The organism is Paraciimarium castrense LEGE 11436 (genome assembly GCF_056633055.1).
Window position 1 is genome coordinate 38890 of sequence record NZ_JBSJOW010000001.1, and the last position, 25980, is coordinate 64869.

Annotated in this window: 29 protein-coding genes and 1 tRNA gene; 16 read left to right on the top strand and 14 right to left on the bottom strand. The window is 66.3% G+C overall.

From position 1 onward, the window contains the following. Positions 1-1590, bottom strand: coding sequence for a DUF4055 domain-containing protein (locus ACWJIO_RS00250; RefSeq protein WP_480310604.1), 1590 nt, complete (start codon positions 1588-1590; stop codon positions 1-3). 310 nt (positions 1591-1900) lie between these two features. On the opposite strand from ACWJIO_RS00250, the gene ACWJIO_RS00255 reads away from it, so the two are divergent. Both ACWJIO_RS00255 and ACWJIO_RS00260 read left to right on the top strand, forming a co-directional pair. Continuing rightward, entirely contained in the window at positions 1901-3091 is a 1191-nt protein-coding gene (locus ACWJIO_RS00255) for a phospholipase D family protein (protein ID WP_480310605.1), read from the top strand. Between the two features lie 189 nt (positions 3092-3280). After that, the gene (locus tag ACWJIO_RS00260; protein WP_480310607.1) at positions 3281-5047 is read left to right on the top strand and encodes a hypothetical protein; all 1767 of its coding nucleotides are present in this window, start codon (positions 3281-3283) and stop codon (positions 5045-5047) included. A gap of 103 nt (positions 5048-5150) precedes the next feature. Here the strand turns inward: ACWJIO_RS00260 and ACWJIO_RS00265 are convergent, their stop codons facing one another. The 8 genes from ACWJIO_RS00265 to ACWJIO_RS00300 form a co-directional block, all read right to left on the bottom strand. Further along, on the bottom strand, positions 5151-5852 hold the full coding sequence (locus ACWJIO_RS00265) for a sigma-70 family RNA polymerase sigma factor (protein ID WP_480310609.1): 702 nt from the start codon (positions 5850-5852) through the stop codon (positions 5151-5153). Beyond that, positions 5849-7492 (bottom strand): phage terminase large subunit family protein, encoded by a 1644-nt coding sequence (locus ACWJIO_RS00270; protein ID WP_480310611.1) that lies wholly within the window; start codon positions 7490-7492, stop codon positions 5849-5851. Before ACWJIO_RS00270 ends, ACWJIO_RS00265 begins: the two co-directional genes overlap by 4 nt. Further along, a complete protein-coding gene (locus ACWJIO_RS00275) occupies positions 7489-8022 on the bottom strand; it encodes a hypothetical protein (protein WP_480310612.1) in 534 nt (177 codons plus the stop codon). The genes ACWJIO_RS00270 and ACWJIO_RS00275 overlap by 4 nt, the downstream gene beginning before the upstream one ends. Then, positions 8019-8423, bottom strand: coding sequence for a hypothetical protein (locus ACWJIO_RS00280; protein WP_480310613.1), 405 nt, complete (start codon positions 8421-8423; stop codon positions 8019-8021). The genes ACWJIO_RS00275 and ACWJIO_RS00280 overlap by 4 nt, the downstream gene beginning before the upstream one ends. A 3-nt stretch (positions 8424-8426) precedes the next feature. Next, on the bottom strand, positions 8427-8774 hold the full coding sequence (locus ACWJIO_RS00285) for a hypothetical protein (RefSeq protein WP_480310614.1): 348 nt from the start codon (positions 8772-8774) through the stop codon (positions 8427-8429). A gap of 99 nt (positions 8775-8873) precedes the next feature. Beyond that, complete coding sequence (locus ACWJIO_RS00290) at positions 8874-9578, bottom strand: hypothetical protein (protein WP_480310615.1); 705 nt, start codon at positions 9576-9578, stop codon at positions 8874-8876. A gap of 367 nt (positions 9579-9945) precedes the next feature. After that, positions 9946-12453, bottom strand: a complete 2508-nt coding sequence (locus ACWJIO_RS00295) for an AAA family ATPase (RefSeq protein WP_480310616.1) — start codon at positions 12451-12453, stop codon at positions 9946-9948. After that, a complete protein-coding gene (locus ACWJIO_RS00300; protein WP_231597000.1) occupies positions 12440-12616 on the bottom strand; it encodes a hypothetical protein in 177 nt (58 codons plus the stop codon). Before ACWJIO_RS00300 ends, ACWJIO_RS00295 begins: the two co-directional genes overlap by 14 nt. Before the next feature lie 88 nt (positions 12617-12704). Between ACWJIO_RS00300 and ACWJIO_RS00305 the strand changes: the two genes are divergently transcribed. The 9 genes from ACWJIO_RS00305 (at position 12705) to ACWJIO_RS00345 (ending at position 17481) form a co-directional block, all read left to right on the top strand. Further along, positions 12705-13055: a DUF2786 domain-containing protein gene (locus tag ACWJIO_RS00305; protein WP_197211773.1), complete on the top strand. Its 351-nt coding sequence runs from the start codon at positions 12705-12707 to the stop codon at positions 13053-13055. Beyond that, positions 13013-13555 carry a DUF7693 family protein gene (locus ACWJIO_RS00310; protein ID WP_480310619.1) on the top strand — a complete coding sequence of 181 codons (543 nt, stop codon included), beginning with the start codon at positions 13013-13015 and terminating at the stop codon, positions 13553-13555. The genes ACWJIO_RS00305 and ACWJIO_RS00310 overlap by 43 nt, the downstream gene beginning before the upstream one ends. Positions 13556-13629: 74 nt before the next feature. After that, a complete protein-coding gene (locus tag ACWJIO_RS00315) occupies positions 13630-14313 on the top strand; it encodes a helix-turn-helix domain-containing protein (protein WP_323250216.1) in 684 nt (227 codons plus the stop codon). 126 nt (positions 14314-14439) lie between these two features. Then, positions 14440-15210, top strand: coding sequence for a hypothetical protein (locus tag ACWJIO_RS00320; RefSeq protein WP_480310620.1), 771 nt, complete (start codon positions 14440-14442; stop codon positions 15208-15210). Continuing rightward, entirely contained in the window at positions 15207-15446 is a 240-nt protein-coding gene (locus ACWJIO_RS00325; RefSeq protein WP_197165867.1) for a hypothetical protein, read from the top strand. Before ACWJIO_RS00320 ends, ACWJIO_RS00325 begins: the two co-directional genes overlap by 4 nt. Next, complete coding sequence (locus tag ACWJIO_RS00330; RefSeq protein WP_480310622.1) at positions 15436-16116, top strand: hypothetical protein; 681 nt, start codon at positions 15436-15438, stop codon at positions 16114-16116. Before ACWJIO_RS00325 ends, ACWJIO_RS00330 begins: the two co-directional genes overlap by 11 nt. Next, positions 16116-16400, top strand: a complete 285-nt coding sequence (locus tag ACWJIO_RS00335; RefSeq protein WP_480310624.1) for a hypothetical protein — start codon at positions 16116-16118, stop codon at positions 16398-16400. The genes ACWJIO_RS00330 and ACWJIO_RS00335 overlap by 1 nt, the downstream gene beginning before the upstream one ends. Next, complete coding sequence (locus ACWJIO_RS00340; protein ID WP_480310626.1) at positions 16397-17248, top strand: BRO-N domain-containing protein; 852 nt, start codon at positions 16397-16399, stop codon at positions 17246-17248. The genes ACWJIO_RS00335 and ACWJIO_RS00340 overlap by 4 nt, the downstream gene beginning before the upstream one ends. Beyond that, entirely contained in the window at positions 17245-17481 is a 237-nt protein-coding gene (locus ACWJIO_RS00345) for a helix-turn-helix domain-containing protein (protein ID WP_322757546.1), read from the top strand. The genes ACWJIO_RS00340 and ACWJIO_RS00345 overlap by 4 nt, the downstream gene beginning before the upstream one ends. Before the next feature lie 373 nt (positions 17482-17854). On the opposite strand, the gene ACWJIO_RS00350 is transcribed toward ACWJIO_RS00345, so the two are convergent. Further along, a tRNA-Pro gene (locus tag ACWJIO_RS00350) sits at positions 17855-17928 on the bottom strand. Positions 17929-17957: 29 nt separating this feature from the next. After that, entirely contained in the window at positions 17958-18767 is an 810-nt protein-coding gene (locus tag ACWJIO_RS00355; RefSeq protein ID WP_480310627.1) for an ABC transporter ATP-binding protein, read from the bottom strand. Positions 18768-18876: 109 nt separating this feature from the next. Between ACWJIO_RS00355 and ACWJIO_RS00360 the strand changes: the two genes are divergently transcribed. Together ACWJIO_RS00360 and ACWJIO_RS00365 are read left to right on the top strand one after the other, a co-directional pair. After that, positions 18877-19764, top strand: a complete 888-nt coding sequence (locus ACWJIO_RS00360; RefSeq protein ID WP_480310629.1) for an MBL fold metallo-hydrolase — start codon at positions 18877-18879, stop codon at positions 19762-19764. A gap of 40 nt (positions 19765-19804) precedes the next feature. Continuing rightward, positions 19805-20809 carry an SDR family NAD(P)-dependent oxidoreductase gene (locus ACWJIO_RS00365; protein ID WP_480310631.1) on the top strand — a complete coding sequence of 335 codons (1005 nt, stop codon included), beginning with the start codon at positions 19805-19807 and terminating at the stop codon, positions 20807-20809. Between the two features lie 508 nt (positions 20810-21317). On the opposite strand, the gene ACWJIO_RS00370 is transcribed toward ACWJIO_RS00365, so the two are convergent. Then, positions 21318-21764: a TspO/MBR family protein gene (locus tag ACWJIO_RS00370; RefSeq protein WP_480310633.1), complete on the bottom strand. Its 447-nt coding sequence runs from the start codon at positions 21762-21764 to the stop codon at positions 21318-21320. A gap of 434 nt (positions 21765-22198) precedes the next feature. On the opposite strand from ACWJIO_RS00370, the gene ACWJIO_RS00375 reads away from it, so the two are divergent. Beyond that, positions 22199-23542, top strand: coding sequence for a DUF2254 domain-containing protein (locus ACWJIO_RS00375; protein WP_480310635.1), 1344 nt, complete (start codon positions 22199-22201; stop codon positions 23540-23542). Positions 23543-23575: 33 nt separating this feature from the next. On the opposite strand, the gene ACWJIO_RS00380 is transcribed toward ACWJIO_RS00375, so the two are convergent. After that, positions 23576-24025 (bottom strand): hypothetical protein, encoded by a 450-nt coding sequence (locus ACWJIO_RS00380; RefSeq protein WP_480310636.1) that lies wholly within the window; start codon positions 24023-24025, stop codon positions 23576-23578. A 174-nt stretch (positions 24026-24199) separates the two neighbouring features. Here ACWJIO_RS00380 and ACWJIO_RS00385 point away from each other — a divergent pair, with 174 nt between their 5' ends. Next, a complete protein-coding gene (locus tag ACWJIO_RS00385) occupies positions 24200-24388 on the top strand; it encodes a hypothetical protein (RefSeq protein ID WP_480310638.1) in 189 nt (62 codons plus the stop codon). A 5-nt stretch (positions 24389-24393) separates the two neighbouring features. Here ACWJIO_RS00385 and ACWJIO_RS00390 read toward each other — a convergent pair whose 3' ends face one another. Further along, positions 24394-24807: a Rid family detoxifying hydrolase gene (locus tag ACWJIO_RS00390; RefSeq protein WP_480310639.1), complete on the bottom strand. Its 414-nt coding sequence runs from the start codon at positions 24805-24807 to the stop codon at positions 24394-24396. 35 nt (positions 24808-24842) lie between these two features. On the opposite strand from ACWJIO_RS00390, the gene ACWJIO_RS00395 reads away from it, so the two are divergent. Next, positions 24843-25979 carry an ABC transporter ATP-binding protein gene (locus tag ACWJIO_RS00395; RefSeq protein WP_480310640.1) on the top strand — a complete coding sequence of 379 codons (1137 nt, stop codon included), beginning with the start codon at positions 24843-24845 and terminating at the stop codon, positions 25977-25979. The last annotated feature ends 1 nt before the right edge of the window (position 25980 follow it).

Consider the following 25980-nt stretch of genomic DNA (forward strand, 5'->3'; position numbering starts at 1 on the left):
TCAGCCGCCACTGCCCCCGTTGGGCTCGCCCAGCCCCAGCTGCTGGCGCAGCTCGGCCCCGTCGATCACCCCCCGCTCGTGCAGCACCAGCAACTCCTGCACCGAAGGCTGGGGTTTGCGCGGCGGTTGCGGCGGCACCAGCGGGCAGATCTCCACACTGCAGGCCGGTTGATCCGCCAGCTTTTCGCCAGTGAGGCGTGTCCACTGGCGCAGCAGGGTGCTGAGCATTGAGGTCTTCTGGCCTGCCAGCGATTGCAGCACTGCAAAGCTCTGGCCGGCGGTGAGCGAAATCTCCAACTCGGTGCGGGCTGGTCCGTGGCCGCCGGCCGGGATCAAGGCGTCACGGCGCATCGCCTCCTCCAGCTGCTGCAGGTAGGCCCGGTGCTCCGCCAGAGATCGGGCTTCTATTTCCACCCACTCGAACTTGGCGCCCTCGGGCAGGTCCATAAACGAGGAGGTGGAGAGCACCAGCCGCTGGGGCCGCTGTCCTTCTATGCCACCGGCAGTTGCACCCGAGCCGAGGGCGCCATCGCTGCGGCGGAAGCCGTAGGCATCTACCAGTCCGGTGCGCACACCCACAGGCAGGGCGGTGCGGGAGAGAAGGTCTTCATATTCGCTGCGGCAGCGGTAGTGGTTGAGGTACTGGTGCGCCAGGCCCAGGTGCGGGAGATCGCCCTCCCCAAAGGCGGTGCCATCCACCGAGTACCAGAGGGCCGGTATGTCAAAGCGCTGGGGCATCCGCTCCGGCTCGCCCACCGGCACCACGTCGTAGCCATCGACGGCACCGGGATTGGGGTTGGCCTGCCAGCTGCGCAGCACCAGGCCGTCATCCGTCACCGCCAGGCTGCGGTAGAGCCAGGCCTGTGGATCGGGCACCAGTCCGCCGTGGGCGTCGATCACCATCGTTGGCACCGCCGCATTGCCGCTGGCAAAACGTGGCGGCAAGGCCTGACGGCGCGGTTCCCGCCAGACGATCTCCACCGGTCCCGACGCTGGGGCGCCTGTGGCGCCATCGGTGGGCAGGCGCCAGTTGAGCAGGTCGCCACGGGGCACCAGTTGTAACCGCGGTAGGGAGAGCCGGTCGCCCTTGGCGAGGGCTTCCAGCCGGTCGCCTTCTGAGGGCCAGCGGTGCTGGGGCGGCAGCTGCAGGATCAGGCAGCCGCCATCCCGCAGGGTGAGCAGGTCGGCCAGGAACAGGAACACCCCCAGGTCGGTGCCCTGGCCATCCACATCGGTGGCCACATGGATCAGGGAGTCGGGCAGCTCCTGCCAGGCCAAGCGCGACAGCATCCCCGCGTAGGTGCGCAGAGCATCGCGGTAGAAGCCGGTGGGGCGAGCCGCCTCCAGACGCTTGAGGTAACAGGTCTCGGGCTCCTCAATGCCGCGGGGCAGATACACCGGCCGGCGGCTGGTGCCGTCAGGCAGCTCCAGCAGGGTCCAGCAGTCGTAGACCAGCTGGAGGCGGTCCCTCAGGCCGGAGAGGGTGGGGTGCTCCAGCCAGGGGGGCTGGGCAGGGAGCTGAGCTTGCGGTGCGGCTGGGGAGGTGGGGCTGCTGGAGGTGGCTGACCTGCCGCGGCGGGTGGTGGGCACGGGCTGCTGGTGGGGTCAGAGCCATTGCCAGGTAGCGGTTGGACGTGGGGAAGGCGATGCAGGTCTGCATGGTTCCAGTCAGATCATTTGGGCAAGCGAGTCGGCCAGAGCGAGGGGCACTGGTTCTTATGAGGGTCCGCATATGAACCAGGCTTGAGGGTTCATCTGCCCCAAAGTGATTGCCACGCAGTGGGTTTAGGGTTGAACTGATAATGACTTCGGGTTCTTATGCGGACCAACAGGGGCCAGGCTATTTTTTAACGGGGATCCGCCCACATATCGTTAGACTAAAACTTCTCCATCAACGCCGATGAGCATAGAGTTAATTCAAGACGGGCACAGAGATGAAATAAGAAGCCTTTTTTATCAGGCGGAGCTGGCAATACATATTATCTCTCCTTTTATTGGCAGAAAGACCAGCGAAGAGCTGGCCCAGCTCATACACGAAAAGAAATTGACCTGCAAGATTATCACTCGCTTTTACCGCGAGGACTTTATCCAAGGCGCCAGTAGCCTTGAGGGCTTAAGGTCCCTGATTAATGCAGGGGCAACCATATATTCGCTAAACGGCCTTCATACAAAGCTTTATATATTCGATTCCCTGGCAGCAATTATTACGTCTGCCAACTTTACGCAGGGTGGACTGATTACCAACTTTGAGCTTGGTATAAAGGCTATAGAAGAAGACGACCTGATTGGCCAGTGCATGTCCTACTTCAGTGAACTTTGGGGGAAGATATCAGAGTTCAACAGGTTAAATGCAAACAAAGGACTGATCACACTTAGGCAAATCGATAGTGAGCTTGAGATCGTAAGAGTGGCCGTTAACAACCGAAAGCCCGGAATGATCAATAAGAATATGCAGAGAGCTGGAGCAGTTCTGAAAGTGACAAGATCACGTGACTCTATTGAGGACGTCTTTGATTCTCAAGAAAAACATTCCGACTTTCGACTACTCGAAGCTGGCTGGATCAAGTTTGAAGCGGATGCCAATCATAGACATGATTCGAAAAAGGGATTCTTTGCAGATCGGAGTCAGTTCATAAGAGACAAGACGTTCTTTCCGAGGAATCGAAGGCCAAGAGGCATTAAAGCTGGTCAGAAGATCTATTTGGCTCTTATTAGCTATGACAAGACAGGATACGAAGTCCCAATGATCATGGGTAGAGCTTATTCTGATGGATTCAGTGATGACTTTGAGGCCAACAGTGAAATGGATGGCTGGGAATATTGGATGGCTGATTATCCTTACTACATCTACCTTCATGACGGAGAGTTTCTTGATGGGCCAGCCGAAAATGGTATATCTATGAACGACCTATACAGAAGTGTTGGCCCCAAGACATATCCATCAACATATGGAAGGGAATACATGAAGATTGAAGATATTCGTCATTATCACTTTCGCAAGGATAAGGTAAGAATCACTCCAGAAGCAGAAAGGTTTCTAGATGCAGAGCTTGCGCGTAGATTTGCCAGGCATGGTTTAGTAAAAATTTAGCCTAACATCCGAATGCAGAAGACAGGCGCAAGGATTTGTCATAGTTGTTCAAGAGTCCTTGCCCGCTTCTGATTCTGAGCGTTCTGCTGCATAAACAAGCTGCTGCGGTTTGGGTAGCGTGTCTCAACCCGCCACGCTTGGTCGCCGGCCGCAATCCACCGATTGACTCCTGCTTCCCTTCGACGACAGATGAACCGAGACTGGCTTCTTCAAACACGCGAAACCCGTCGATCCTTCGCCAGTGCAACGTGGGTGCCTCTACGTGCGTCCCAAGATGATGAACAGGGCAAGGCGCGGGTTACAGAAGTCGGGTATGTCAGCGAGTTTTTTGGATGTGGATCGGTCGCGTTCCCACCGCAACAGCGTGAGGTCGCCGAAAAGCTGAGCTGGAGCGATCTTGGAACCGGCCATAGTGCGCGCCCGTACGCCTATGAGGATGGCTACTACTCACCAATAGATCAGTATCAATACAACGACAAAGAACCTATTGGGGTTGAACTTGTCTTTGAGCATGAACAACCAGTCGTGGGGGGCACCAAGTGGATTCTGAATCCGGACCTCGTCGTCGCACTTCGCCTCGTAAAAGAGGGAAGCAACTGGGTTAGACTGGAAGAAGACTTTGCTGTCGTTGCTCGAGAGGTCATTGACAGCGGAGGCAAGTACCGACTCATTGAGATCAAACGAGAGTTCCTCATCGACTATCTCGCTGCTCGGGGTCTTGCACTACGCCTCTCCTACTATAGGCAGCGTGTTGAAAATGTGGCTTCTGTCGTTGGCACTGAATACGAGGGCCTCGAAAACCACCAAGCGGAAAGAGACGGCGGTCGCTTCGAGCTCCTCATTCGTAGCTTGAACGACGTCTATGGAGGAAGTTGGGCATCGTTCCGTGCTTGGCGAACCGACGTCGATGAAGACGAGGACGCACCCGTACTGGGACCAGAAAAGGACGACAACACAGAGTCCGAGAAGTCAGAGGGAGTCCGTACTGGCCCTGATGGAGTCCGCGTTGAGGGCGAATTCTGGAAGGATGAGTGGATTGAACATCGAGGCCAGAGTGTGCGTATTCGTCGAGACACTGACCTCTCCGTGCCTCACTTCATCGTTGAGACCGACGGAACAAGGGCGGCATCCGCCGCGCTTGATTCTGAAGATGTTGGTCGCTGGCTATGGTTTCGTCCGAGTATAGTAATTGACCTAATTGGCCGCCGAGGCTTTACCCTAAAGTGGCACACAGCGGAAACTGGGGCTATTTGCTCTACCTCGGGCTACGCTACACATTTCGGCATCAACTCGGCCGACTTATTAACCGTCTACGCCTACGATGTTGCACGCCTCGCACCATGGGAACAGCATGTCTGGGCAGCACACAACGTTCCGCCAGAAGGGAAAGTCTCAGGAGAACTACTCGATGCACAAGTCAAGACTCAGCCAGCTTCTACACATGCGGTAGAGGAGCTGCTGTTTGTCAGCATGCGCCTACTTGAAAGGGGCTTTCGCGAGAGGTTCAGTGTTGACTTATTCAACAACGATATCGAAGACGAGTCGGCCATGCAGCTGATATCTCGCTTCCACAGCAAGGACCAAGCCTCATTACTTCGGCTGGCCAAAGAAATCATCAAAGTTCTTTCTGATCGCCTCAAGGTCCGGGAATTGAGAAAGCTCGCTACTCATCCGGAGAAGGACAAGCTCGGCTCTAACAAGCTACTTCAAGACATTCTGGCAAGGCAAGTCGGGGATGATCGTGCCCGGCAGGTACTTGGTCCTGTTGTCGGTGCCTATGACTTGAGAGTTGGCGACGCGCATCCGACCGGTTCAAGGATTGGGGATGCTTTGAAGCTCGCCGGTATCGATGAGAGTCGCTCATTCCTCCGCCAAGGTGAACAACTCATCCACAACGTTGGTCACTCCGTGTGGTTGACTGGTAAGCTACTTTTCCAGAAGGCAGCGCGATCCTGACGATCCCGCGGATGCCGGATAACAAGCCCCTCGAGTGGACAGGCCACCAACTATTCTTTGCTTCGCCACCTAATGCTTCCTGCCTGCCACTCAGGGGCAGCGTTCAATCAACAGGGAAGGCGACCACCCGCACTGAGCAAGCATCAACGATTTGAATCCACTGTGCGCGGTTCATTCCTATTCGCTCCAGCATCTCCTCCACACCTACTCCTGAAGTCAGCAACCGCTGCCCCCGCGCATGGAGCTCCCGCCATGTCGGAGGCACCTTGAGTAGGAAGCCATTGTCCCGCAAAAAGTGCGTGATCTCCCCATTGGCGTAGGTGCGCCCATAGGGCCGGAATGGCCCCCGTGAGGGGTCGTAGCGGCGTGCCGCCTTGATCAGCCCGATCATCGCGAGCTGCAGCAAGTCCTCTTTGGGGTGAACGGTGCGCCGAGCGAAGTTGCCGGCAATCTTCTCCGCCAGGTCCCTGTGCTGCAGCGCAAGGGCATCAGCAGCGGCATGGGGCCGGTCTGGCCGCTGCCGCCGGGATTTGCACCGAAGAGGTTGCTGACTCTGAGGTCTGGGCGCATGACGCGCTGGCGACTGGAGATTGATCTCCAGCTGATGCGCTTGGGCATGGCATGCCGGCCGCCGGTAGCGCGGTTGCCGCAACATCCTGGCCGCACCAGCGGCATCGCCCACCAGCACCACGGTGATCGGCAGGCTGAGCTGCACAACAATCGGCGCCGGCCCTACTGCCTGTGGGCTCTTCAGGGGGGATGGCGCTGAATGTTCCCGCACCGCGAACACCATCGGCACGCTCACCGACTCATCAGCAGCGGCGTTACCACCGGCTGGATGCCCTGGGCCTTCCAGTAGCGGCCCTCGAGCCAGAGGGCGCCGTGACAGAAGGCATCCACCAGGTCCTTGCTGCCCTTGGGGAAGCGGATCGCCTCTTCCACCAGCGGCTGGGCGCGGTGGTGAAAGCGGATCTGACCGGCTTCCACCAGGGGGGCGACGGCATGGGCGCGGGTTTCCTTGCTGCCCCGGGCGGTGATCGGCAGCATCCCCGGCACGCGGCGCCGCAGGGTCTGCAGCACCGCTGGACCGTTGGCGGCGTCTTCGATCAGCACGGCATTGGGCCGCAGGCCCTGCTGCTCCAGCGTCTCCAGGCAGCCCAGCAGGAAGCGAATCACCTCCGGCAGGCCAAAGCGGTGCCGGGCTGCCCACAGCACCTCGATCTCGAGTGCCGCCGGGGCCATCTGCCCCTGAGAGTCACCCGATCGGGGGATGGCAGAGCGAGCCGGTGGTGCCAGCAGGCCCGCAAGACAGAAGCCGCAGTAGTCGCTCTCCGCCTCCCCCTTGAACGACAGGTCGCACGACAGCACCAGCAGGGCGTAGTGGCGCTGGCTGCCGTCTTCTCGGGGGAAGGGCGGCCGGATCCACTGCCGCAGGAAGATTGATCCAGACGCCGGGCTGGGCCGCTGCTGATAGAGCGCCGCCCACCAGTAGGCGCCTAGGCGGGCCCTGATCTTGAGCAGTTCTGGCAGGGGGAACCGCTCCGGACACAGAGCTTCTCCCGCCGGCCGCCAGTCGGGGATCAGGGTGCAGGTGGGCGGCAGCTGGGGCCGTTCGGCCGGCTCCTCGGCGATGGCCGGCAGGTCCAGCACAGTCCACTGCTGGGGCGCTTCCCCTAGCTCCTGCTCATACAGCCAGCCGATCACGTCCTGGTGGTCCCAGCGGGTCAGCACCACCACCTGGGCCGAGAGGTTCGGCTGCTCGGTGCCGTCCGGTCCGAGCACCGAGGCTGGTTCGGCGCGGGTCAGCCACACCGAGCGCAGCCAGTCGATCAGCTTCTGGCGCAGTGCCGGGGAGGCCGCATCGCCAGGGCCCTTGTAGGGGTCATCGATGATCCCCAGGCTGTAGCCCTTCCCGGTGAACGGGCCATCCACACCAGCGGCGATGCAGCCACCCCGGTGCCGCGTCAGCCAGTTGCCCACCGCTGCCGAGTCGCGGGCCAGCAGGTGGCCGGTCACCCGGTAGAAGTGGCGCGCCTCGCGGCTGTGGGCATAGGCCAGCTCCGCCGAATACGACGCAATCGCCGCAAACAGGTGCGGGTAGCGCTGCAGGAAGTAGGCCGGGAACAGCTTGGAAACCAGGAGGCTCTTCCCCAGCCGAGGCGGACAGGTAACGATCAAGCGGCTCAGCTGTCCATCCGCCACCTGCTGCAGCAGGTCAATCAGCAGCACGGCCCAGCGGTGGAAGCCGTAGCGCGGGTAGGCCTCGGCGATGAAGCTGCGCAGGGTCAGGGGTTCCGTCTGGATTGGGGTGCTGCTGGCTGGCAGGTGGAGCAGGCCGGCGTCGCCCCAGGCGTCGAACTCAGGCAGCAGAAGACCGCCTTCAGCGGGGGCGGCAGGCTGGGGCACCGGTGCTGGCATTGCTGTGGCGGTGCTGCTCGCCGTCATGCCCGTGGCTCCGGCGGCTTGATCGGCGCCCGCAGCAGGCCACCGATCTCAGCAATTACCCGGAAGGCACCGACCGCGGCGTTGAACTGCTCGGCGTCCATGGCCCTTCTGGCGCATTCGTTGAGGGCAAAGATCTGCTCGGCCTGGTGGCGGCGGCGGTCGGAGATCAGCTCCTCCACCATCCGCTGCCTGGCGATCGCCAGATAGCGACTGACCGTTTTGATGTTGGTGATTCCCCAGTTCTGGGCAGCTTTTTCCCTGATTACGGCCAGTGGCAGCCGCTGCGCGACCCACAGCTGCGCCTCCGCGATGCGGGTCTCCACCTCCATGTGGGTGGCGCGGGGCTTGTGGGTTTTGCTGCGGCGGCCCCGTGGCGGGTTGCCCTTGCCCACCGGCCTGCTGGGGTCGGCGGCCGGCCAGATCGGGTTGCCGTCGTCGTCCTGCTGGGGCGGGGCAGCACGCAGCTCCTCCAGCGACTCAGTGCCTGGTTCTGAGCCAGCGGCCGCCGCCTGTGGGTGCTCGGGGCTCATGCTCCACCTCCACTACTGGGCGGCAGATCAGGGAGCGCCGTCCCCTGGGGGGACTGCCGCAGGATCCAGCTCACGTAGGCGGCCCACTGCTCTGGGGTGAGCACCACCCGCCAGGTGCCGCCGCGGAAGCGCACCAACGTCGCCGCGAACGGCACGGCGGCGTGCTCGGCCTGCAGGGCGGCCTCATCTGGCTTAAGGCGGGCCGCGGCGGCGGTGTTGGCCCAGCTGGCCACCTGAATCACATGGGCTGGCACCCCATCGAGGTCGCCGGTGTCACCACCGGCCGTGGTGGTGCGGCCGGCACCGAGCTTGCGGCGCACCACCAGGCCCAGCAGATCGCTCAGCAGCTGGGCCGCTTCCCGCTCGGCCGCATCCCCCTTGCGCTTCTGGGGATTGGCCATCGTTCAGCTCCGGCCCGGCTTGATCGTCCAGAACGCCTTGCCGTGCTTCTCCGTGGCGGCGCCAGTGGCGACCGCCAGCCGCTGGGCCTCCTTGAGGGCCTGCTCCTGTTGTTGCAGTGGCTCGGGGTAGGCGTAGCTGGTGCGCCCGGCCGACCAGCAGAAGCTGCAGCCGTTGTGGGAGAAGGAGGCATCCAGCTCGCCGGCCTCCAGGGCCCCGCTGAGCTGCTCCAGCAACGGGCAGAGCTCGGCGTCGATCGCCTTCTGCTGCAGCTTGAGGACCGTGATGCGATCGAGCAGCGCGTCGAGGGCGGCGCCAGCCATTGGAGCAGAGCTGGCGGTGGTGGCAGCCATCAGCAGAGCCAGCGAAGGAGCAAAGAGGAGCAGGCAAGAAGCCCCCCGCAACAAACCATAGCGGCTCGATAGTCCGAACAGATGAGTTCGGACAGTGCATCACCACGGCCGGAACCTGCTCACGTAGCCCGCCCAGGCCGCTGCCCAGGCCGCCAGGCATTCCTCGCGGGAATACAGCGGCGAGAAGCGGGTCTCCCCCGGCCGGGCCCAGATCGTCTGGCCGGCGTCGTAGTGCACACCCCAGGTCGCTTCCAGGGCCATGTAGCCGCCCAGCTGGGCGCGGGTGCAGTAACTGCCGGAGCCGTGTCGCGAGAGGGTCTTGAGGTCAGCGAGCACCCGCATGCCGCTGGCGTGCTGGATGTAGCCGGTGTCGTAGGTGCCGGCCAGGTTGCGGATCAGGCAGCAGGTGGGCCGCTCGGAGGCGATCACCGTCACCTGCTGCCAGTGGGGGTGGGCCAGCAGCGGCTCGATCCAATCGCGGTAGTCGCCAGTGCGCAGGTGCTGGAGCTGCTCGTTGGCCTGCTGCTGGTGTTTGGGCTGGGGATGGAAGCGCGCCTTCAGCAGGGCCTCCAGCGCCAGGTGCACGGTGTGGCCCCTCGGCTCCCAGACGTGGCGGGTGGCCTCGATGCGGGCCATCGCCCAGTCGCTCTTGCTGGAGCCGATCACGCCGGTGACGGACACCGCGAACAGGTGCTCCCCCAGCCAGTAGCGGTGCTCTGGGTCGGTGCGCCGCAGGCCTGGGATCGGCCTGAGCCAGGGGCCGGCAGCAATGGTGAGCGGACTGGTTGTCGTGTGCTGCACCATCAACAGAGCCTCACGTGAAGCACTAAAAACTTGTGATTCTTTAGAACCCGTTGCGGCGCAATGGATCTGAGAGGATCCAGGACGAGTGAAACTTTGTGATTCTTGTGGAACCCTTGCGGCGCAACGGTTCCACAAGTTTCCAGATCGTTTCCACCCGCCGCGAGGCGTGAGAACGTCTGCGCTGGAGTGGGTTTCAAGGTTTCCGAAGTTTCCAGCCCTCTTGTGCGCTGGAGAAATAGGGCAACAGCGCCGCTGAGGGGCAGGCAGGACCCCAAAGAATCACAGATTTCCGGGTTGTTTCCAGCTGCCATCAAGCGCCGGAACGCCTGCCCTGGAAGGGCTCCACAAGAATCCGAAGTTTCCATACCTAGAGTTCGAACTCACGTGCCAGCCATTCCACGCCGGCTGCACTGAGGCCATAGCGCAGGTAGTAGCTCTGGCTGCCGGTGGAGACGCGCGTGGTTGTCACCAGGCCGTCGAGCTTCCCGAGAAACCGACCGAGGGTTTTGTAGGCGCTCAGGGCCTCAGCCTCGAGATCTCTCATCAGCCGTGCTTCCGCCGGCGCCAGGTCAATGGCCTGCAGCAGCTCCAGCAGGCCCACCCCGGCCAGACCGTTGGTGTGCAAGGCCTGGAGATAACGCAGGGCCTCCTTCTGCTTCTCGCTGGCCTTGCGCACCCGCTGAGCGGCGCGATCGAGATCGCTCTCCTGCTCCTGCTGCTCCTGCAGGTCGTCGTAGGTGCCGAGCCGCGCGAAGGTCCCGCTGTTGCCGTCGATCGCCACCACCAGATCCGCCGGTGGGCCGGAGCGGGCCTCGCGCACCAGGCGGCGCTGGGGTGAATCCTTGATCAGCCGGTTGCCCTTGGCCAGGTAGTGCAGGGTCAGGATCGTGTTGGCCGCCCCGGCAATGGCGTTGTGGCCCGAGAGGGCCTCGGTGCCGGTGGTGTCGTTGGCCTTGTTGCAGTGGTGGATCAGCAGCAAAGTCCCGCCGGCATCGGTGATCTGGTGCTTGAGGTCGTAGATGAGCGACCCCATCTCCGGGTCGTTCTCGCCGAAGCAGCAGCTGCGGGTGATCGAGCGCAGCGAATCGAGGATCACCACCGCCCCAGGGTGTGCGGCCAGGCAGGCCAGCAGGGCATCGAGGTTGGCCTCGGTGGCGCGGAACCGGCGTGACCAGAGCAGCAACGGGTGATCCCAGATCCCGAGTTGCTGCAGCATCTGGGCGGTGTCGCCGTCGCCCTGGTCATCGGTCACCAGGATCACCGGCCGCGGTTCCTCCGGCGCCCCAAAGCCCAGAAAGTCCTCGGCGCAGAGCAGGCAGCGGGCGAGGGCATGCACCAGCCTGGTCTTGCCCACCTTGGCCCGGCCGCCCACGATCGAGAGGTCGCGGCGTGGGATGCAGCCGGGGATCTCCCACGCCACAACCGGTTGCGGCATTGCCAGCCGCTCGGCCTGATCCAGGCCGCGGAAGCGGTTGCCATTGCGCAGGTCGTGGGCCTCGAGGATCAGCTGACCGATCTCCTGCAGCCGCAGGGCGGTCTTGAGTTGCAGGGCGGCATGGGCCTCGCGCACGCGGGCCGAGCGGCGCAGGCTGTTGCGCTCTCGCCCCACCAGGGATCGGATGCAGTGCTCCAAGGCATTGAGGCGGCGGTTGATCGGTAGGTGCACCTTTCCCCAGCGCACCCGGGTGTCGGGTCTGGGGGAGAAACGCTGCGGGCCAGGCCCGGAACCCTTGGTCCCCCTGGCATTACTGCTGCGGTCGCTGCTCTTGCCACCGGGATGGCGCCCACCGGTGTCGCCCTGGCCTCTGCGGCTGCCTGTGGCCTGAGCCCCAGGAGGCCTGGGGGTGTGGGCAGGCTCCGGCGGCAGCCAGCCGTGCTGACGCGCGTGGAACCAGAAGGTGGCCGCGCTGATCTGCTCACCGCCGGAGCTGGCCACCTGGCGGATGTCCCAGCCGCAGCTGGCGGAAGGGCTGTGGGCCTCCATCAGGGCGATCGCCAGCTCCCGGTCGTGGCCGGCCTGCTCGCAGGCCTGGATCAACCCCCAGAGGAGGTTGCGGTAGTCGGCGTAGGTGTTGCTGCCGGCCACCCTGCGGGGGATGGCGGCCAGGGCGCTGCGGATCTGCTCCAGCGGCCGCGGCGGCCCGAAGTCCTCGTCGCCCAGCTCAGGCAGCGGAATTCCAGTGCCGGAGGCTTCACAGGGGGCCTCCAGGGGGATTGCTTGCTGGGCTGAAGGGTCTGCAGCGGGTTCGGCGAACTCATCGGGCAGCAGCGCCAGGGCGATGTCATCAGGCGCGTAGCGCTGGCCGCTCACGTGCACCAGCTCCACCAGGGCGGTGGGCTGCCCGCCGGCATCCACGTACCAGCAGCCGGGCAGCCGCATCACCCGCGAGGCGTCCTTGCAGTGGGGATCGCCGCCGGCGTAGGCGATCAGCTCGGCCTGCAGCGGCGCCCACTCCTTTGGCGGGATGGGCTGCTCCAGCAGCCAGTAGCAGTGGGCCGACTTACCGCCGCTGAGCACGATCAGCGAGGGCTCCGGCAGCCCCAGCTCCTTCCAGGCGTTCAGTTGCCAGGCGATCGGCCGGTCGTCCCACTCCACGAAGAACGCCCGACAGGCCGTGATCTCGCTTTTGCGGTCGCCGCCGTCGTTGATCACCAGGTAGGTGCCGCGGCCTTCCAGCTGCCACTGCTCCGCCACCGCCAGATCGAAGGGCCCTTTGCGGGCGCCGATCTGCCCCTTTGCTGGATTGGCGCGGTGGGGAAAGGCGCGCAGCCGGGCGCTGGCCGGGTCCTTGCCCAGCAGGGAGAGGAACTGCTTGGCGGCAGCGCGGTCGATGCAGGGCTGAGTGGGACTGGTGGCCGCTTCAGCGCTGGCCATGTTGTCCCTGACGCTTACGGGGGCTGCTGGCCAGCTCGTCGCGTTCCATGGCCTCGGCCACGATCAGGCGGATCACCGAGGAACGCGAGAGCACACCTCCGCGGGTGCGCGCATCCAGCCAGTCCCGCTGCTCAAGCGTGAACTGCACGGAGAGCGGGGTCATCATCGAGGGCATGGAAACCTCGGCATATCGAATTAGTTTATTCATGCTGGCACAGGCTCGCTAAGCTGATCTGGTTGACGAATAGGGCATGGTCGACAGCGCAGCGGCAGATCGGGCAGCGGAGAAGGTCCGCAAGCTGGTGGCCATGAGCGCCTCACCCCACCTGGAGGAGGCGCGCACCAGCGCTTTCCTGGCCTGTCGCCTGATCCGCGAGCACGGCCTGCAGGTCAGCGGGCACCCTCCCTCTGCAGCGTCCGCGCCAGGAGTGCCGACGGCAGGGGTGCCCCACAGGCAGCCCACAGCCGACCCCCATGGCTTTCGCCGCATCCGCGTCCGCCATCCCGGCCATTGCCGCTGTTGCGGCAAGCCGATCGCCCTCGGGGAGTGGGCGCTCTGGTGCCGTGGCAATGGCTTGCGTCACCCGCTCTGCGCCACCTGAGCCGTTGCTGCGCCGCCGAGATCCAGCAGGCCTTGCTGGCGCTGCTGACGGGGGAGGCCTTCCTGGCGGATCGGCCCTGGAGTGAGATCTGGTGGGGGCGAATGCGGCTCGATCTGGCCAGCGGCTGGCAGCTGGAGATCGCGATCGAGCGCGACCAACTCAGCGCCCTGCATTGGGCGCAGGCGCCCGACGGCCGTAATTGGGTCTATGGCTGCCAACGCGACGACTGGACCCTTGGCCCGGACAGCCGCATCGTCGAGCCCGTGGCGTTGCTGGAGCCAGAGCAACGCCAGCAGCTGGAGCAGCTGCTGCGCGAGGCCATCTGCTGGCCTGCGCCCGTGGTCACCGGCGGTTGGGTGGTGTCGATGGGCAATGTGAAACCGTCGCGATACGCCCGGCGAAGAGGGCCGTGCTCCGTCCACCACCCCGTCACCAGGGCTGGTCGGGGCAGGCCAAAGCGAGCGTCCAAGACAGGGTCGCCAGCGCCCACACCGCTCTGAAACAGGCACGTCAGCGGTTCATGGTCATGAATGGGATGTCTTAGCCTTTCGCTAATGGCCAGATCGCAGTCCTGATGAGCTCTGAGTACCGGTACATCGAGGCCAAGCAGCTCGAAGCCGGTCAGGAGTTCGGGCGCATGCTCAGGCGCTGGCGGGAGCTCAACAACTGGACCCAGTACACCGCCTACAAGTGGGCCAAGGAGGCCGGCTTTGAGGTGATGGCGCCCAGCACCTTGAGCGTGTTCGAAAACGGCAAGGCGCCCAAGCCAAGGCCGGAGAGCTTCTTTGCCCTCGCCGAGGTCAACCGCCGGCTGGCCGCCAAAGACTTCAGCGGCGTGCGCACCAGAGCCCTCAAGGATCTGATCAGTCAGGCCAAACCCTTGATGGATGACGCGGAGCGGGTGTGGGGGCCGGCGGAGTTCTGGAGCTGTCACCTCGGCCTGTTGCCAGTGCCGAGCGCCTACCAGGCGCCTGCCGTTCCGGTCCAGCCCGAGGTCGATGCCGCAGAAGCCGAAAAGCTGAGTGAGCAGTGGCGCGGTCAGCTGGCGCAGACCGCCAAGCAGCACGGCATCGGCGTGATGGAGGCCCTGGGTTCCGCCGCCAAGGTGGCGCCAGCCAAGCAGCGGCAGGCCTTTCAGGCGATGCTGGCCGGCTTTGAGCCGTATTCCGCCGAGCAGCTGCAGGGCATGTGGGACGGAGAAGCGTGGTTGCCGCAGCGCTGGCTGGAGGAGTGGTCCACCAAGACGGGCGCCAGCTGAGGCAGACACGAACACCTCCCGGACAGGTTCGGAGTACGCCATGTGTTGCGTTGCGCAAGATACAGATTCGGATTAGCGAGCCGCTAATATCCTGGACAAGCGGGCGCCGGTCCCGCAGTGCCTTCGATGACCACCACCCCTTGCGGGCGGATGGAGCCGACGCCAGGTCCCACCTCCGCCTTTGATCTCAACCAGGCCCTGTTGCAGAGCCGCGAGCAGGCCCGCGCCCAGTGGGCCGAGGGCCTGGCCCAGTTCCAGTCCCAGATGGCCGCCATCGCCGAGACCTCCATGCAGGAGGTCGTTCAGGCGGCGGCGCCTGCCTTTGCCCTGGGCTTCTCGTTCAGCGCCCAGAAGCTGATCAGCGAGGAGCACGAAGTGCTGCGGGTGACCCTGCGGCACCGCGGCGGCGCCGAGGAGTTCAGCGAGGCCCAGGCACCCCAGGAGGGCAGTGCGGCCTGGCACGCGCTGACCGCTTCCCTGTTGGCGGGCCTGCTGGGCATTCCCGTGGGCAATCCTCCTCGGACTATCGAGCCGGATCAGGCGCGACCGCAGCCCTCGGTTTCCGCTTCCGGTACTGAAGCCGCGGCAACTTCTGCACCCCACGCCTCCGCTACTGACGACCCTGAGGCCGCAGACGACGAGTGGGACACCGGTGTTCCAGATGGGCCCGAAGCCGGCGGCTCCGGCCTGGAGCCCTTGTCGGATGAGGAGATCGCCACCCTGCACAAGTTCCTCGGGGCGATGCCTCAGGAGGCGCGCAAGCGGTTCACGATCGAGTTCCGCCACCACTTCCAGGTGCCCCGGGAGGTGCGGACGATCAAGGACCGCATCACCCAGCGACGCCACAAGGACTTCATCGACGTGTTCGAGCGCGAGCTGGCGGGGGGAACGCCATGAGCGTCTGCCGCCGCGCCTACGCCAGGCCCCAGCCGCGGTCCCAGCACGGCCGCCATTACCTGTGCGTCTGCGTGCACAGCGATGTCTACCGGCAGGTGCGGCAGCTGTCCGCTGAGCACCAGCTGAGCCTCTCCGGCGCCGCCCATCACCTGCTGCGGCTGGGCGCCGGTCTGGAGCCCCTGCTGCCCCTGACCTCTTCCCCGTCCACTCTTTCGAGCAAGTCCCATGGCGATTGAACTCAACGACGGCAGCCGCATCGCGGCGCCGGTGATCAGGCAGCAGCGCCTCGGTGAGGTGGCCTATTTGGCGATCGTGCGCCCCGAGCAGCGCGACCGGTTGCGCAAGAACCTGACGACCGGGGCGATGGAGCCGATCCCCAACGGCACCGACCGCCAGGGCCGGCCCAAGGTCAAGCAGGAGATGGTCGTCCATGCGATCGCCATGCCCGGCACGACGATGGAGGCCCGCATCGGCGATGAGGGCGGCGTTCCGGAATCGGGAGAACGGGTGCGCTTGATCCTCAAGGCCAAGGGTTTCGGCGAGTGGATCGAGGCACGCCGTCAGCACCGCCGCGGCCGGCTGAACGTGGGGGATGTGCTGGTGCTGGAGACCCGCTGGGCCCAGCAGTACGACCAGGACGGCAACCCCAAGGGCCCCAAGATCGAAGACCAGGCGGCTGCCGATGCGGTGCCGCGCAACGTCACGATCGGCTTCTACGGGCCGCTGAGCATCCGCGAGGGCACGGACCCCGCCTGGATCGAGGCAGCGGAGCAGGCCTACCGCTCGGATGAAGCCGCGGCCCGCCAGCAGCAGGCGATCCCGCTGGCGGATGGGGAGGACTACGGCGATGAGTTCGCCGATGTCGCACCACAAGGTGCGCTTTCCAGAGAGGAGGTGCCGTTCTGATGGCCCACCCCCAACACCCCGGCCGCACGCCGCGGCCCATAGCCCAGCCGCAGTTACCTGCCTTCTGCCGCACGCGCCGGTCCATCACCACCACCGTGCGACTGGGCGACCTACGGCAGCTGCAATGGCTGCTGTGGCTGGTGCTGGCCCTGCAGCTGAGCACGGTGCTGCTGGTCCTGGCGGGTCCGGTGCCGGCCCCACTGGCCGCGACCCCTGGGGGTTTCACTCCCGCAGTGTTCGCGTCGCGGCATGACGCCCCTGTCCCCTCGTCATCCAAGCCATGAGCAGCACGTCCGCTCTGGTGCCCTACCTGTTCGAGGGGCACCGCATCCGGGTGAGCACCGATCAGCAGGGCGAGGCCTGGATCGTCGTCGCCGATGCCTGCGCTGCGCTGGCGGAGAGCCCGATGGTGTGGGCCATGGCGAACAGGCGAGACGGGGAGGAGCACTGCCTCCATTCAGAGGAGGGTCCCGGCGCCGGTGGTTTCACCCTGGCGCTGATCCATGAGGCCACGCTGCTGCGCAGGCTGCTCAACAGCGATAACCCCAGCGCACGGCGGATGCGGCGCTGGCTCACCCATGAACTGTTGCCCTCCCTGCAGCGCCGCCAAGAGGGCACAAGGGAGCTGCCGCGACTCAGCATCGAGGCGATCCGCAGGCAGACCGCAGCGGAGGTGCTGCGCGGCGCCGACGAGATCATCCACCTCACCGGCGTGTCCCATGCCGAGGCCCTGCTCAGCGTCCTGGAGGAGATCCAGGCCCACAGCAGTCCCGCTGGCGTTGAAACAGTGGACGGGGCAGAGCATCTGCCGAACCAAGCCCACCCCGGCCAGGCCTGTGATCAGCCGGTTCAGTGCCCGAGGCCACCGGCGCGTCGTCACCCATCCGGGCGTCCAACCGTTCCCTGGCTGACGGCCGATCAGGTAGCGGACCGACTGGATGGCACGCTCCGCCACACCAACCAGCGGCTCGCTGCCGCCGGATTGCAGCAGCGCAACGAGGACGACGACTGGCAGCTCACAGAAGCCGGCCTGGACTGGGGCGTCGCCCTGCCGCTCTGCAGTCGGGGAGAGCGCCGCCAGCAGATCCTCTGGGATCCGGCCGTGGTGGCGTTACTGGGGAGTGAAAGATGAGCAGCACGCAAGGCGCCAGCCGCCAACGGGCCTGGATCACCACCGCAGAGGTGTGTGAATGGCTGGGCATCAGCCGCGAGACACTCCGTCAGCTGCGGCTGCGGGGTGTTCTGCAACCCGGCAAACACTTCCGCCGCTGGGGCTGCACCCAAGGCAAAGGCCCCCTGCAGTGGCATCTGGAGAACGTGGAAGCCACGATCACCGGCTGGAGCCGGCGCCACCTGAGGCAATAACCGCGCCCTGGACCCTGAGATCAGAGTCGGTGCCTGAACCCGATCACGTCCTCTGTTCCGCATCAGCGGGGTCGGAGTCCGTGATCGGGTTTGGTGTTTGGCCCCGGCTCCTGCGGGCGCGCTGACACCCAGCTTCAGCGCCGGCCCTTGCTCACAATTTGCTCACCTCCGGGCTCCAAGCCTCCCCTGAGGGCTCCCCCAGGCCGATGCCGAAGTGAGCATCAATCCCATGGCCAAGCTCCCGTGGAGCGGCTCCGCCTGAGGCGAATACCCAGTCAGGGCCTGATGGGGGAAACCACGGGAGGGCGTGAGCATCAGGCGATTTGCTCACCTGTTTGCTCACATGGCCCTTGGTCGTTCCTCGAAAAGTCAGTCGGGGCGACAGGATTCGAACCTGCGACCTAGTGCTCCCAAAGCACCCGCGCTACCAAGCTGCGCCACGCCCCGCCGGGGCAGACTTTACCGCTCGGTGCCGCTCAGTCCGGGCTGCCTGCCCCATCGGCGGCCGGCAGCACCTGGCGGTAGCCATGGGCCTCGATCACCTGCAGGGGTGTGTCGAAAAGGGCGCTCAGGGGGCCGGCCTGGAGCAGCTCGGCCGCCGGGCCATCGGCCACCAGCTGCCCCTGGCGCAGCAGCAGGCAACGGCTGATCTCCGGAATGATCGCCTCGATCTGGTGGGTCACCAGCAGCAGGGTGGTGCCGCGCCGGGCCAGCTGCCTGAGGATGGCGAGCAGCTGGTGGCGGGCCTTGAGATCGAGGCCGTTGGTGGGTTCATCCAGCACCAGCACCTCGGGGTCGTGCACCAGGGCCCGGGCCAGCAGCAGGCGGCGGCGCTGGCCGTCGGAGAGCTCCCGGAAGGGCCGCTCGGCCAGATCCGCCAGGTGCAGCTCGGCCATCAGCTCCGCCATCCGCTGCTGCTGGGCGGCGCTGGGCTCCTGGCTGCGGCCCAGGCCAACGGAGCCGAAGAAGCCTGAGAGCACCACATCCCGCCCCCGCACCCCGCCGTTGTAGTGGGCCTGCAGGTGCTCTGACACCACACCGATGCGGCTGCGCAGGGCCCAGAGGTTCACGGTGTCGCTGCCGAAGATCCGCAGCCAGGAGCCCGGCTGCACCACCGGGTAGAGGCTGCGGCAGAGCAGCTTGATCAGCGAGCTCTTGCCTGAGCCGTTCGGGCCCAGGATCACCGTGTGCTCGCCGGGGAACAGCTGCAGGCTGAGGTTCTCGAACACCGGCCGTGGGCCCAGGTAGGCGGTCACGGCACGCAGCTCGAGGTAGGGCTCTGCCATCGGTGTTGGAGCCCTGCAGGCGCTGATGTTGCGATTCTGGCGCTCTGCGATCGGCGCCTCCGCTGGCTCTGCCTAGCTTTGGCCTCCGCCGCCTGCCTCGCCCGCGCCCATGGCCCGCACCGCCCTGCGCCTGGCCAGCAACGTGCCCGGCCCCTTCTACGTGGACTCCAGCTGCATCGACTGCGGCACCTGCTGGCAGTGGGATCCGCACCACTTCGCCCCCACCGGCAGCAGCTCCCACGTGGTGCACCAGCCGGAGGGGGAGCCGGAGATCGCCCAGGCGCTGCTGGCCCTGCAGGCCTGCCCGGTGGCGGCGATCGGCGCCACCCCCGAGCTGTTGCGCCACACCCCGGCCGAGGGCTTCCCGGCCTTGCTGTTTTCCCACCCGGCCGGCGACGTCCATTACTGCGGCTGGACGTCGCGCCGCAGCTTCGGGGCCAGCAGCTATCTGGTGGTGCGCCCCGAGGGCAACGTGCTGATCGACAGCCCGCGCTTCAACGGCCACCTGGCCCGCCGCCTGGAGGCCCTCGGCGGCGTGGCGGCCATGCTGCTCACCCACCGCGATGACGTGGCCGACCACGCCCGCTGGGCCGAGCACTTCGGCTGTCCCCGCTGGATTCACCGCGCCGATGCCGATGCTGCCCCCGGCGCCGAGCAGCTGGTGGAGGGCCAGGCGCCGGTGCTGCTCGATCCGGGCCTGCGCCTGATCCCCACCCCCGGCCACACCGCCGGCTCGATGGTCGCCCTGCTGGGCGAGCAGATCCTGTTCAGCGGCGACCACCTCTGGTGGAGTCCGGGGCAGCGGGCGGTGGTGGCCTCACGCACCTACTGCTGGTGGGATTGGCCGAGCCAGGTGGCCTCGGTGGAGTTGCTGCGGGATCTCGATGTGCGCTGGCTGCTGCCGGGCCATGGCGACCGCCACCCCTTTGACGCCGGCGCCTGGGGAGCGGCGATCGACTGCACCCTGGCCTACTGCCGCGGGCTGGCGGCTGGCTGAACGCCCATACTTTCAGCCGCAACACCCTCCCCCCACGACCGTGCCGCGCCGCATCCTGCTCACCGGCGGCAGCTCCGGCATCGGCTTTGCGGCAGCCCGGCTGCTGCTGGAGCAGGGCCATGGGCTGATCCTTCCCTGCCGCGATGCCGTCACCGCCGAGGCCACCGTCGCCCGGCTGAGGGCTGCCCTCGGCGGCGCCGGGCCCGGCCTTCCTGAACCTGCGCTCAGCGCCCCGGTGGCGGATCTGGCCGACCTCAGCAGCGTCGGGCGCTGTGCTGATGCCTTGCTGGAGCACGGCGAGCCGATCGACACCCTGGTGCTCAACGCCGGCCTGCAGGACAGCGGTGCCAAGCAGCCCCGCCGCTCCGCCCAGGGCTACGAGCTCACCATCGCCGTCAACCACCTGGCCCACCAGGCCCTCGCGCTGCGGCTGCTGCCCCTGGTCGAGGCCGGCCAGGCCCCGCGACTGGTGGTCACCGCTTCGGAGGTGCACGACCCCACCACTCCTGGCGGGCGGGTCGGCCCCCCGGCCGGCCTCGGCGATCTGGAGGGCCTGCGCTCCGGCCCCGGCTTCGAGATGGTGGCTGGCGGCGTGGCCTTTCAGGCCGACAAGGCCTACAAGGACAGCAAGCTCTGCAACATGCTCTTTGCCCGGGAGCTGGAGCGGCGTCTGCGCCAGCGGGGCAGGCCGCTGCCGGTGCTGGCCTGGAGCCCCGGGCTGGTGATCCCGCGCCACAACGGCGGCTTCTTCCGCTCCAGCCGCCGCCACAACGAGCTGGGGCAGCGGCTGTTCGCCCTGGTGGCCCGCGACCTGCTGCGCGTCACCGCCAGCCCGGCCCAGGCCGGCGCCCTGCTGGCACGCCTGGCCACCGATGCCGAGGAAGGCGCCCCCGGCTTCCGCTACCGCTGCAACCAGGTGCTGGGTCCGGGGCGTCTGCGCGAGGCCCTGGTGGAGCCCAGCGCTGAAGCCTGCGATGACGCCCTGGCGGAGCGTCTGTGGACGATCAGTGCCGATCTGGTGGGCTTGCCGCCACTACCACTGTGAAGCAGCTTGTCCATCGATGAAGAGCGATGTCGAGTGCGGCGATTCACCTGGACGTGATCGCTGTTTGCTCCGAAGCTGTGCACAACAGATCTCGGAGGCTCCTTTGGACGACACTCCGCCCAACCAGATGACAGGAGCGAACTGACGTTCGGACCCTGCTCCAACAATCTCGAACCATTTCTGACTGTTCCAGTGCACAACCGGTGCCCATGGCACCGTTGAGGCACACTCTTTCTGCACCGCCTATCGGCTCAGGTCATCCCTGGCCATCAGGTGCCCCAGAGTCACCGGAACGTCCTTGTTGAGCCATGGCCCCAGGTGCCCTTGTCAGGCAGCTCCGCCCTACAACTGAATAGAATTCAACGGAATCAAACGTTTCTGACGATCTCATCGATCCCGCCTTAGGGGCTTGAAGCGATCCATCTTCAGCCGCAGCCAAACAGACAAAGCCCGGCGTTGCACACGTCGGGCTTTGTTGTGGGCGCAGCGATGGTCTGGCGCCATGGCCTCAGCGGTTCAGGCGCTGCATCTGCCAGGTGACCAGGGTGCCGACGGGGCTCCACAGCAGATAGGGCACGAGCAGCAACCAGGCAGGCGTGCCGAGAGGCGCCACAGCGATGCAGAGTGCCACGCCCCAGACCCAGCCCGCCAGGCCCACCAGGGTGCCGTTGCGCAGGCTGCGGGTGCGGCCGATCACCAGCGTGTAGCTCTGCACCAGCACCAGCAGCCCCAGATAACCGCCCATCAGCGCAAAGCTGCCGCTCGCCCTCCAGCTCAGCAGCGCCGAGCCATAGAAACAGGCATAGATCGTGATCCAGATCAGGGGAATCAGCCGCTCAAAGCTGAGCCAGGCCGGGCGCCGCTGCTGCAGAAACCAGGCGAAGTCCTGGCGGGATGGATTCAGCAATGCGGCCACGGCCAGCATCGTTGCCAGGATCAAAACAGCAGCCAGCACAGGTGTTGTTGCGGGGATTTCTGGAAGGGGTGGGGATGGCCCATGGCCTGGTTAGCAGGGGCCCGAGGGCCCAGCTGTGCTTCTGGCCTGGGGATTCTCGCTCAGCCCAGGTCGTGACGCTGGTTGACTGTTCATCACTGGATCCCTGCTTTTCCATTTCGCTTCAGATTTTTGCTTCAAGTTCCGCTTCAAGTTCCGCTTCAAGTTCACCAGCCTCATCTCACGCTCCGGCGACACTCTCAGACACCATCCCGAGAACTCTCACGCTCAGCCAGCCCAACGCCATCACCCCGCCCTTCAGATGCTCTGATCAAGCGCGCCGTTGACCGGCCTCCACTGGCTGGAGCCCCAGCGCTGCAGGCAGGCCCGGATGGAGGCACGATCCGGAGGAGGCGATCATGGCTACCCGCCGTTCCCGCCCAGGCAATGCCCCCGTGAAGACACCCCAGCATCCGATCACCCTGAGCCTGCGCGGCCGTCTGGCCTTTGCGCTCAACCGGCTCGGCGAGAAGCTCTGGGCCAAGCCCCTGCTCCTGGCCCTGGTGTCGCTTCTGGCCGTGGGGCTGGCCCACCTGGCCGATCGCCTGGCGCCGGGGCTGCTGCTGCCCGACATCAGCGCCGACACCCTGGAGACGCTCCTGCGGATCATCTCCTCGAGCATGCTCGTGATCGCGGTGTTTGCAGCGGGCTCGATGCTGTCGGCCTATGCCTCTGCCGGCACCACCGCCACCCCGAGGGCCCTGGCCCTGGTGGTGGCCGACGACGTGTCCCAGTACGCCCTCTCCACGTTCATCGGCGCCTTCATCTTCGGCATCGTGGCCCTGATTGCCCTGATGAATGGCGTCTACGGCCGCACCGGCCGCTTTGCCCTGTTCCTGCTCACCCTGGTGGTGTTTGCGGTGGTGGTGCTCAGCTTCGTGACCTGGGTGGATCGCATTGCCAGGCTGGGCCGGGTGACCAACACCATTGGCCGCGTGGCGGCGGCGGCGGATCTGGCACTTCAGGACCGGGCCCGGCAGCCCAGCCTGGGGGCACGGGCCCTCGGCGGCGCACCGGCAGTCGCCCCAGGCGCCGTGCTGGACCAGGGCGCTGAAGCCGCCCAGCCAGTTCTGGCCAACGGCGTCGGCTACCTGCAGCGCATCGATCTCGGCGCCCTGCAACTTCTGGCCCAGGCCGCCGATGCGCAGGTCCGCGTGTTGTGCCTGCCTGGAGCCTTCATCACGTCCACCCGGGTGCTGGCAGAGGTCGACGCCCAGGCCCCCCTGCCGCCCGAGCAGCTGCAGCGGATCGCCCAGACCTTCCTGATCGGCGATCGCCGCACCTTTGACGACGACCCCCGCTTCGGGCTGGTGGTGCTCTCGGAGATCGCCAGCCGCGCCCTCTCGCCGGCCGTGAACGATCCCGGCACGGCCATCCATGTGATCGGCACCGTGGTGCGCCTGGTCACCGACTGGGCCCAGACCAGCCTCGAGCAGAGCCGCTCGTCGGCCTCGGCTCCCCGCTATCAGCTGCTCTGGCTGCCTGAGCTGGCCCTTGAGGACCTGCTGGAGGATGCCTTTGCCGCCATGGCCCGCGACGGAGCGGCGTCGTTGGAAGTGGGTCTGCGGCTGCAGAAGGGCCTGCATCAGCTGAGCCTGCTGCCGCTGCCTGAGCTGCGCCGGGCGGCCATGCTCCAGGCCAGGCTGGCCCTGGAGCATGGCGAGGTGGCCCTGCGGCTGGAGCGGGAGCGCGAGCGGCTGCGACGGGCGGCCGCCTGGGTGTTGCCTCCGTCCGGCTGACGGCCTGCCCTAGGCCCAGCGCTTGGCCCGGGCTCACCAGGGCAGGGGACTGCGCCCGCCACCGACATTGCAGCCCACCTGGGATCCCAGCAGGGCTCCGAGCGGCACGGCCCAGGCCCGCCCCTCATCCTGGGAGGCCACGTAGCCGGCGCCGCCGCCCAGCAGGCCTCCCACCAGACGGCCGGTGTTGCAGCGGCGGGTATCGCGCTCCAGGTCGGCCCGCAGCTGGTCGACGCGGGATTCCCGGCGGTAGGGCACAGTCTGCACCGGAACGCTGGCGTAGCGCCTGGGGCTGCGCTCCACCGTGCGCACCACGGTGCGGCTGCGCCTGGCCGGTTGCTGCCTGACCGGCACCAGCACATAGGTGGGTTGGTGCCGCCAGCCGCGGGGTCCCGCCAGGGCTGCAGGGGCGGCGCTGAGGCTCAGCAGCCCGGCGGTGCCGAGCAGCAGGAAGAGACGATGGCGAAGGTTGAGGTTGGTCATGGTGGTGAACGGGTGAGGAGGGGTCCCTTTGGGGGATGACCTCACTCAACCGATCCCGTGTGTCTGGGTCGTGAACGGCTCCAGGCGCAGGTGTGACCGGATCCTTCCGGCACCATGGGCCCCCTGGCAGGCCCCGCTGAGCCGTCTTAGTGTGGATATGAACACATCACTGCCATGTCCGGCGATTCTCCCGGTTCCGGTTCTGAAACGACGCCTGAGGCCTCCACCCTGGGCCGCACCTGTATGAAGTGGGCCGGCAACGGGGAGCTCGCTCCCGAGGATTTGCAGGCGATCCTGGCCCGGCTCAGCCAGGTGGACAGCCAGGCCTCAGCTCTGATGCAGTGCCCGATGGAGAGCGACTGAGACCTTCAGGCCAGCACGGCGATGCAGTCGATCTCCACCCGGGCGCCCTTGGGCAGGGCGGCCACCTCCACGCAGGCGCGGGCCGGTGCCACCGCGCCGCTGAAGGTGGCGGCGTAGAGCGCATTGACGGCGGCGAAATCGCCCAGATCCACCAGGTACACCGTGGTGCGCACCACCTCGGCCGCAGTGGCTCCCGCCGCCGCCAGCACCGCTTCCAGGTTGCTCAGCACCTGGCGGGTTTCCGCCTCCACATCCCCTTCCCCCACCAGCGCGCCGCTGAGGGGATCCAGGGCGATCTGGCCTGAGCAGAACAACAGCCCTCCGGCCTGCACGGCCTGGTTGTAGGGGCCCACAGGAGCCGGGGCCGCGGCGGTGTTCACGGCGATCGCCGTGGAACGGGAGGGCTGGGGTGTGGTCATCGCTGGGCGGCTGGCTGGCAGGCGGATGACTCATCATGATTCCTGCATGCCCGCCGGCCTCGAGGCCCCCAGGACCCATCACCGCCACCCTCACCGCCCCCTCCCCTGCCGACCCGCTGCACCAGTCGCATGTCGAGCTGAGCGGGCTGTGGCACCGCTACGCCGGCACCGAGGCCTTCACGTTGCGCGGCATCGATTTCCAGCTGCGTCCCGGTGAGCTGGTGGGGCTGCTGGGGCCCTCCGGTTGCGGCAAGACCACCCTGCTGCGGCTGATTGCCGGATTCGAGCGGCCGGAGCGCGGCGCCGTGATGATCGCCGGCCGCCAGGTGGCCGGCGAGGAGCGCTGGCTGGTGCCGGAGCGGCGTGGCGTGGGGATGGTGTTCCAGGACTACGCCCTGTTCCCGCACCTCAACGCCTGGCGCAACCTCTGCTTCGGGCTGCGCCGCGGTGAGGACACCGCCCGCGCCGCCTGGCTGCTGGAGCTGCTGGGACTGGACGGCCTGGAGCGCCGCTATCCCCACGAGCTCTCCGGCGGCCAGCGCCAGCGCCTGGCCCTGGCCCGGGCCCTGGCACCGCGGCCCTCGGTGGTGCTGCTCGATGAGCCCTTCTCCAACCTCGACGTGGAGGTGCGCCTGCGCCTGCGGGCGGAACTGCCCCAGGTGCTCAGCCAGTGCGGCGCCTGCGGGCTGATCGTGACCCACGACCCCGAGGAGGCCCTGGCGATCTGCGACCGGGTGGCCGTGCTCTGTGATGGTGTGCTGCACCAGTGCGCCAGCCCCAGGGAGCTGGTGCAACGACCCGCCACCTCCTTCGTGGGCCGTTTCGTGCTGCAGGGCAATCTGCTGCCGGTGCGCGCCGGCCGTGGCCTGTTCACCACCCCCCTGGGCCAGCTCAGACCCCTGGAGCCGATCGATGCAGAAGAACCTGCTGAGGTGATGGTCAGTCCCGATGCGATCGCCCTGGTGCCCGATCCCGCCGGGGAGGCCCGGGTGCTGGGGCGGGAGTTCCTGGGCCGGGAGTGGCTCTACCAGATCCGCCAGGACGGCCTCAATCTGCGGCTGCGCCTGCCCCTGGGCGAGGAGTACGGCCACGGTCAGCGCTGCCGGTTGCAGTTGCGCCCGGGCCATGGCGCCACCCTGTTCCCCCAGGGTCTGCCCCTGGAGGTGTGCTGAC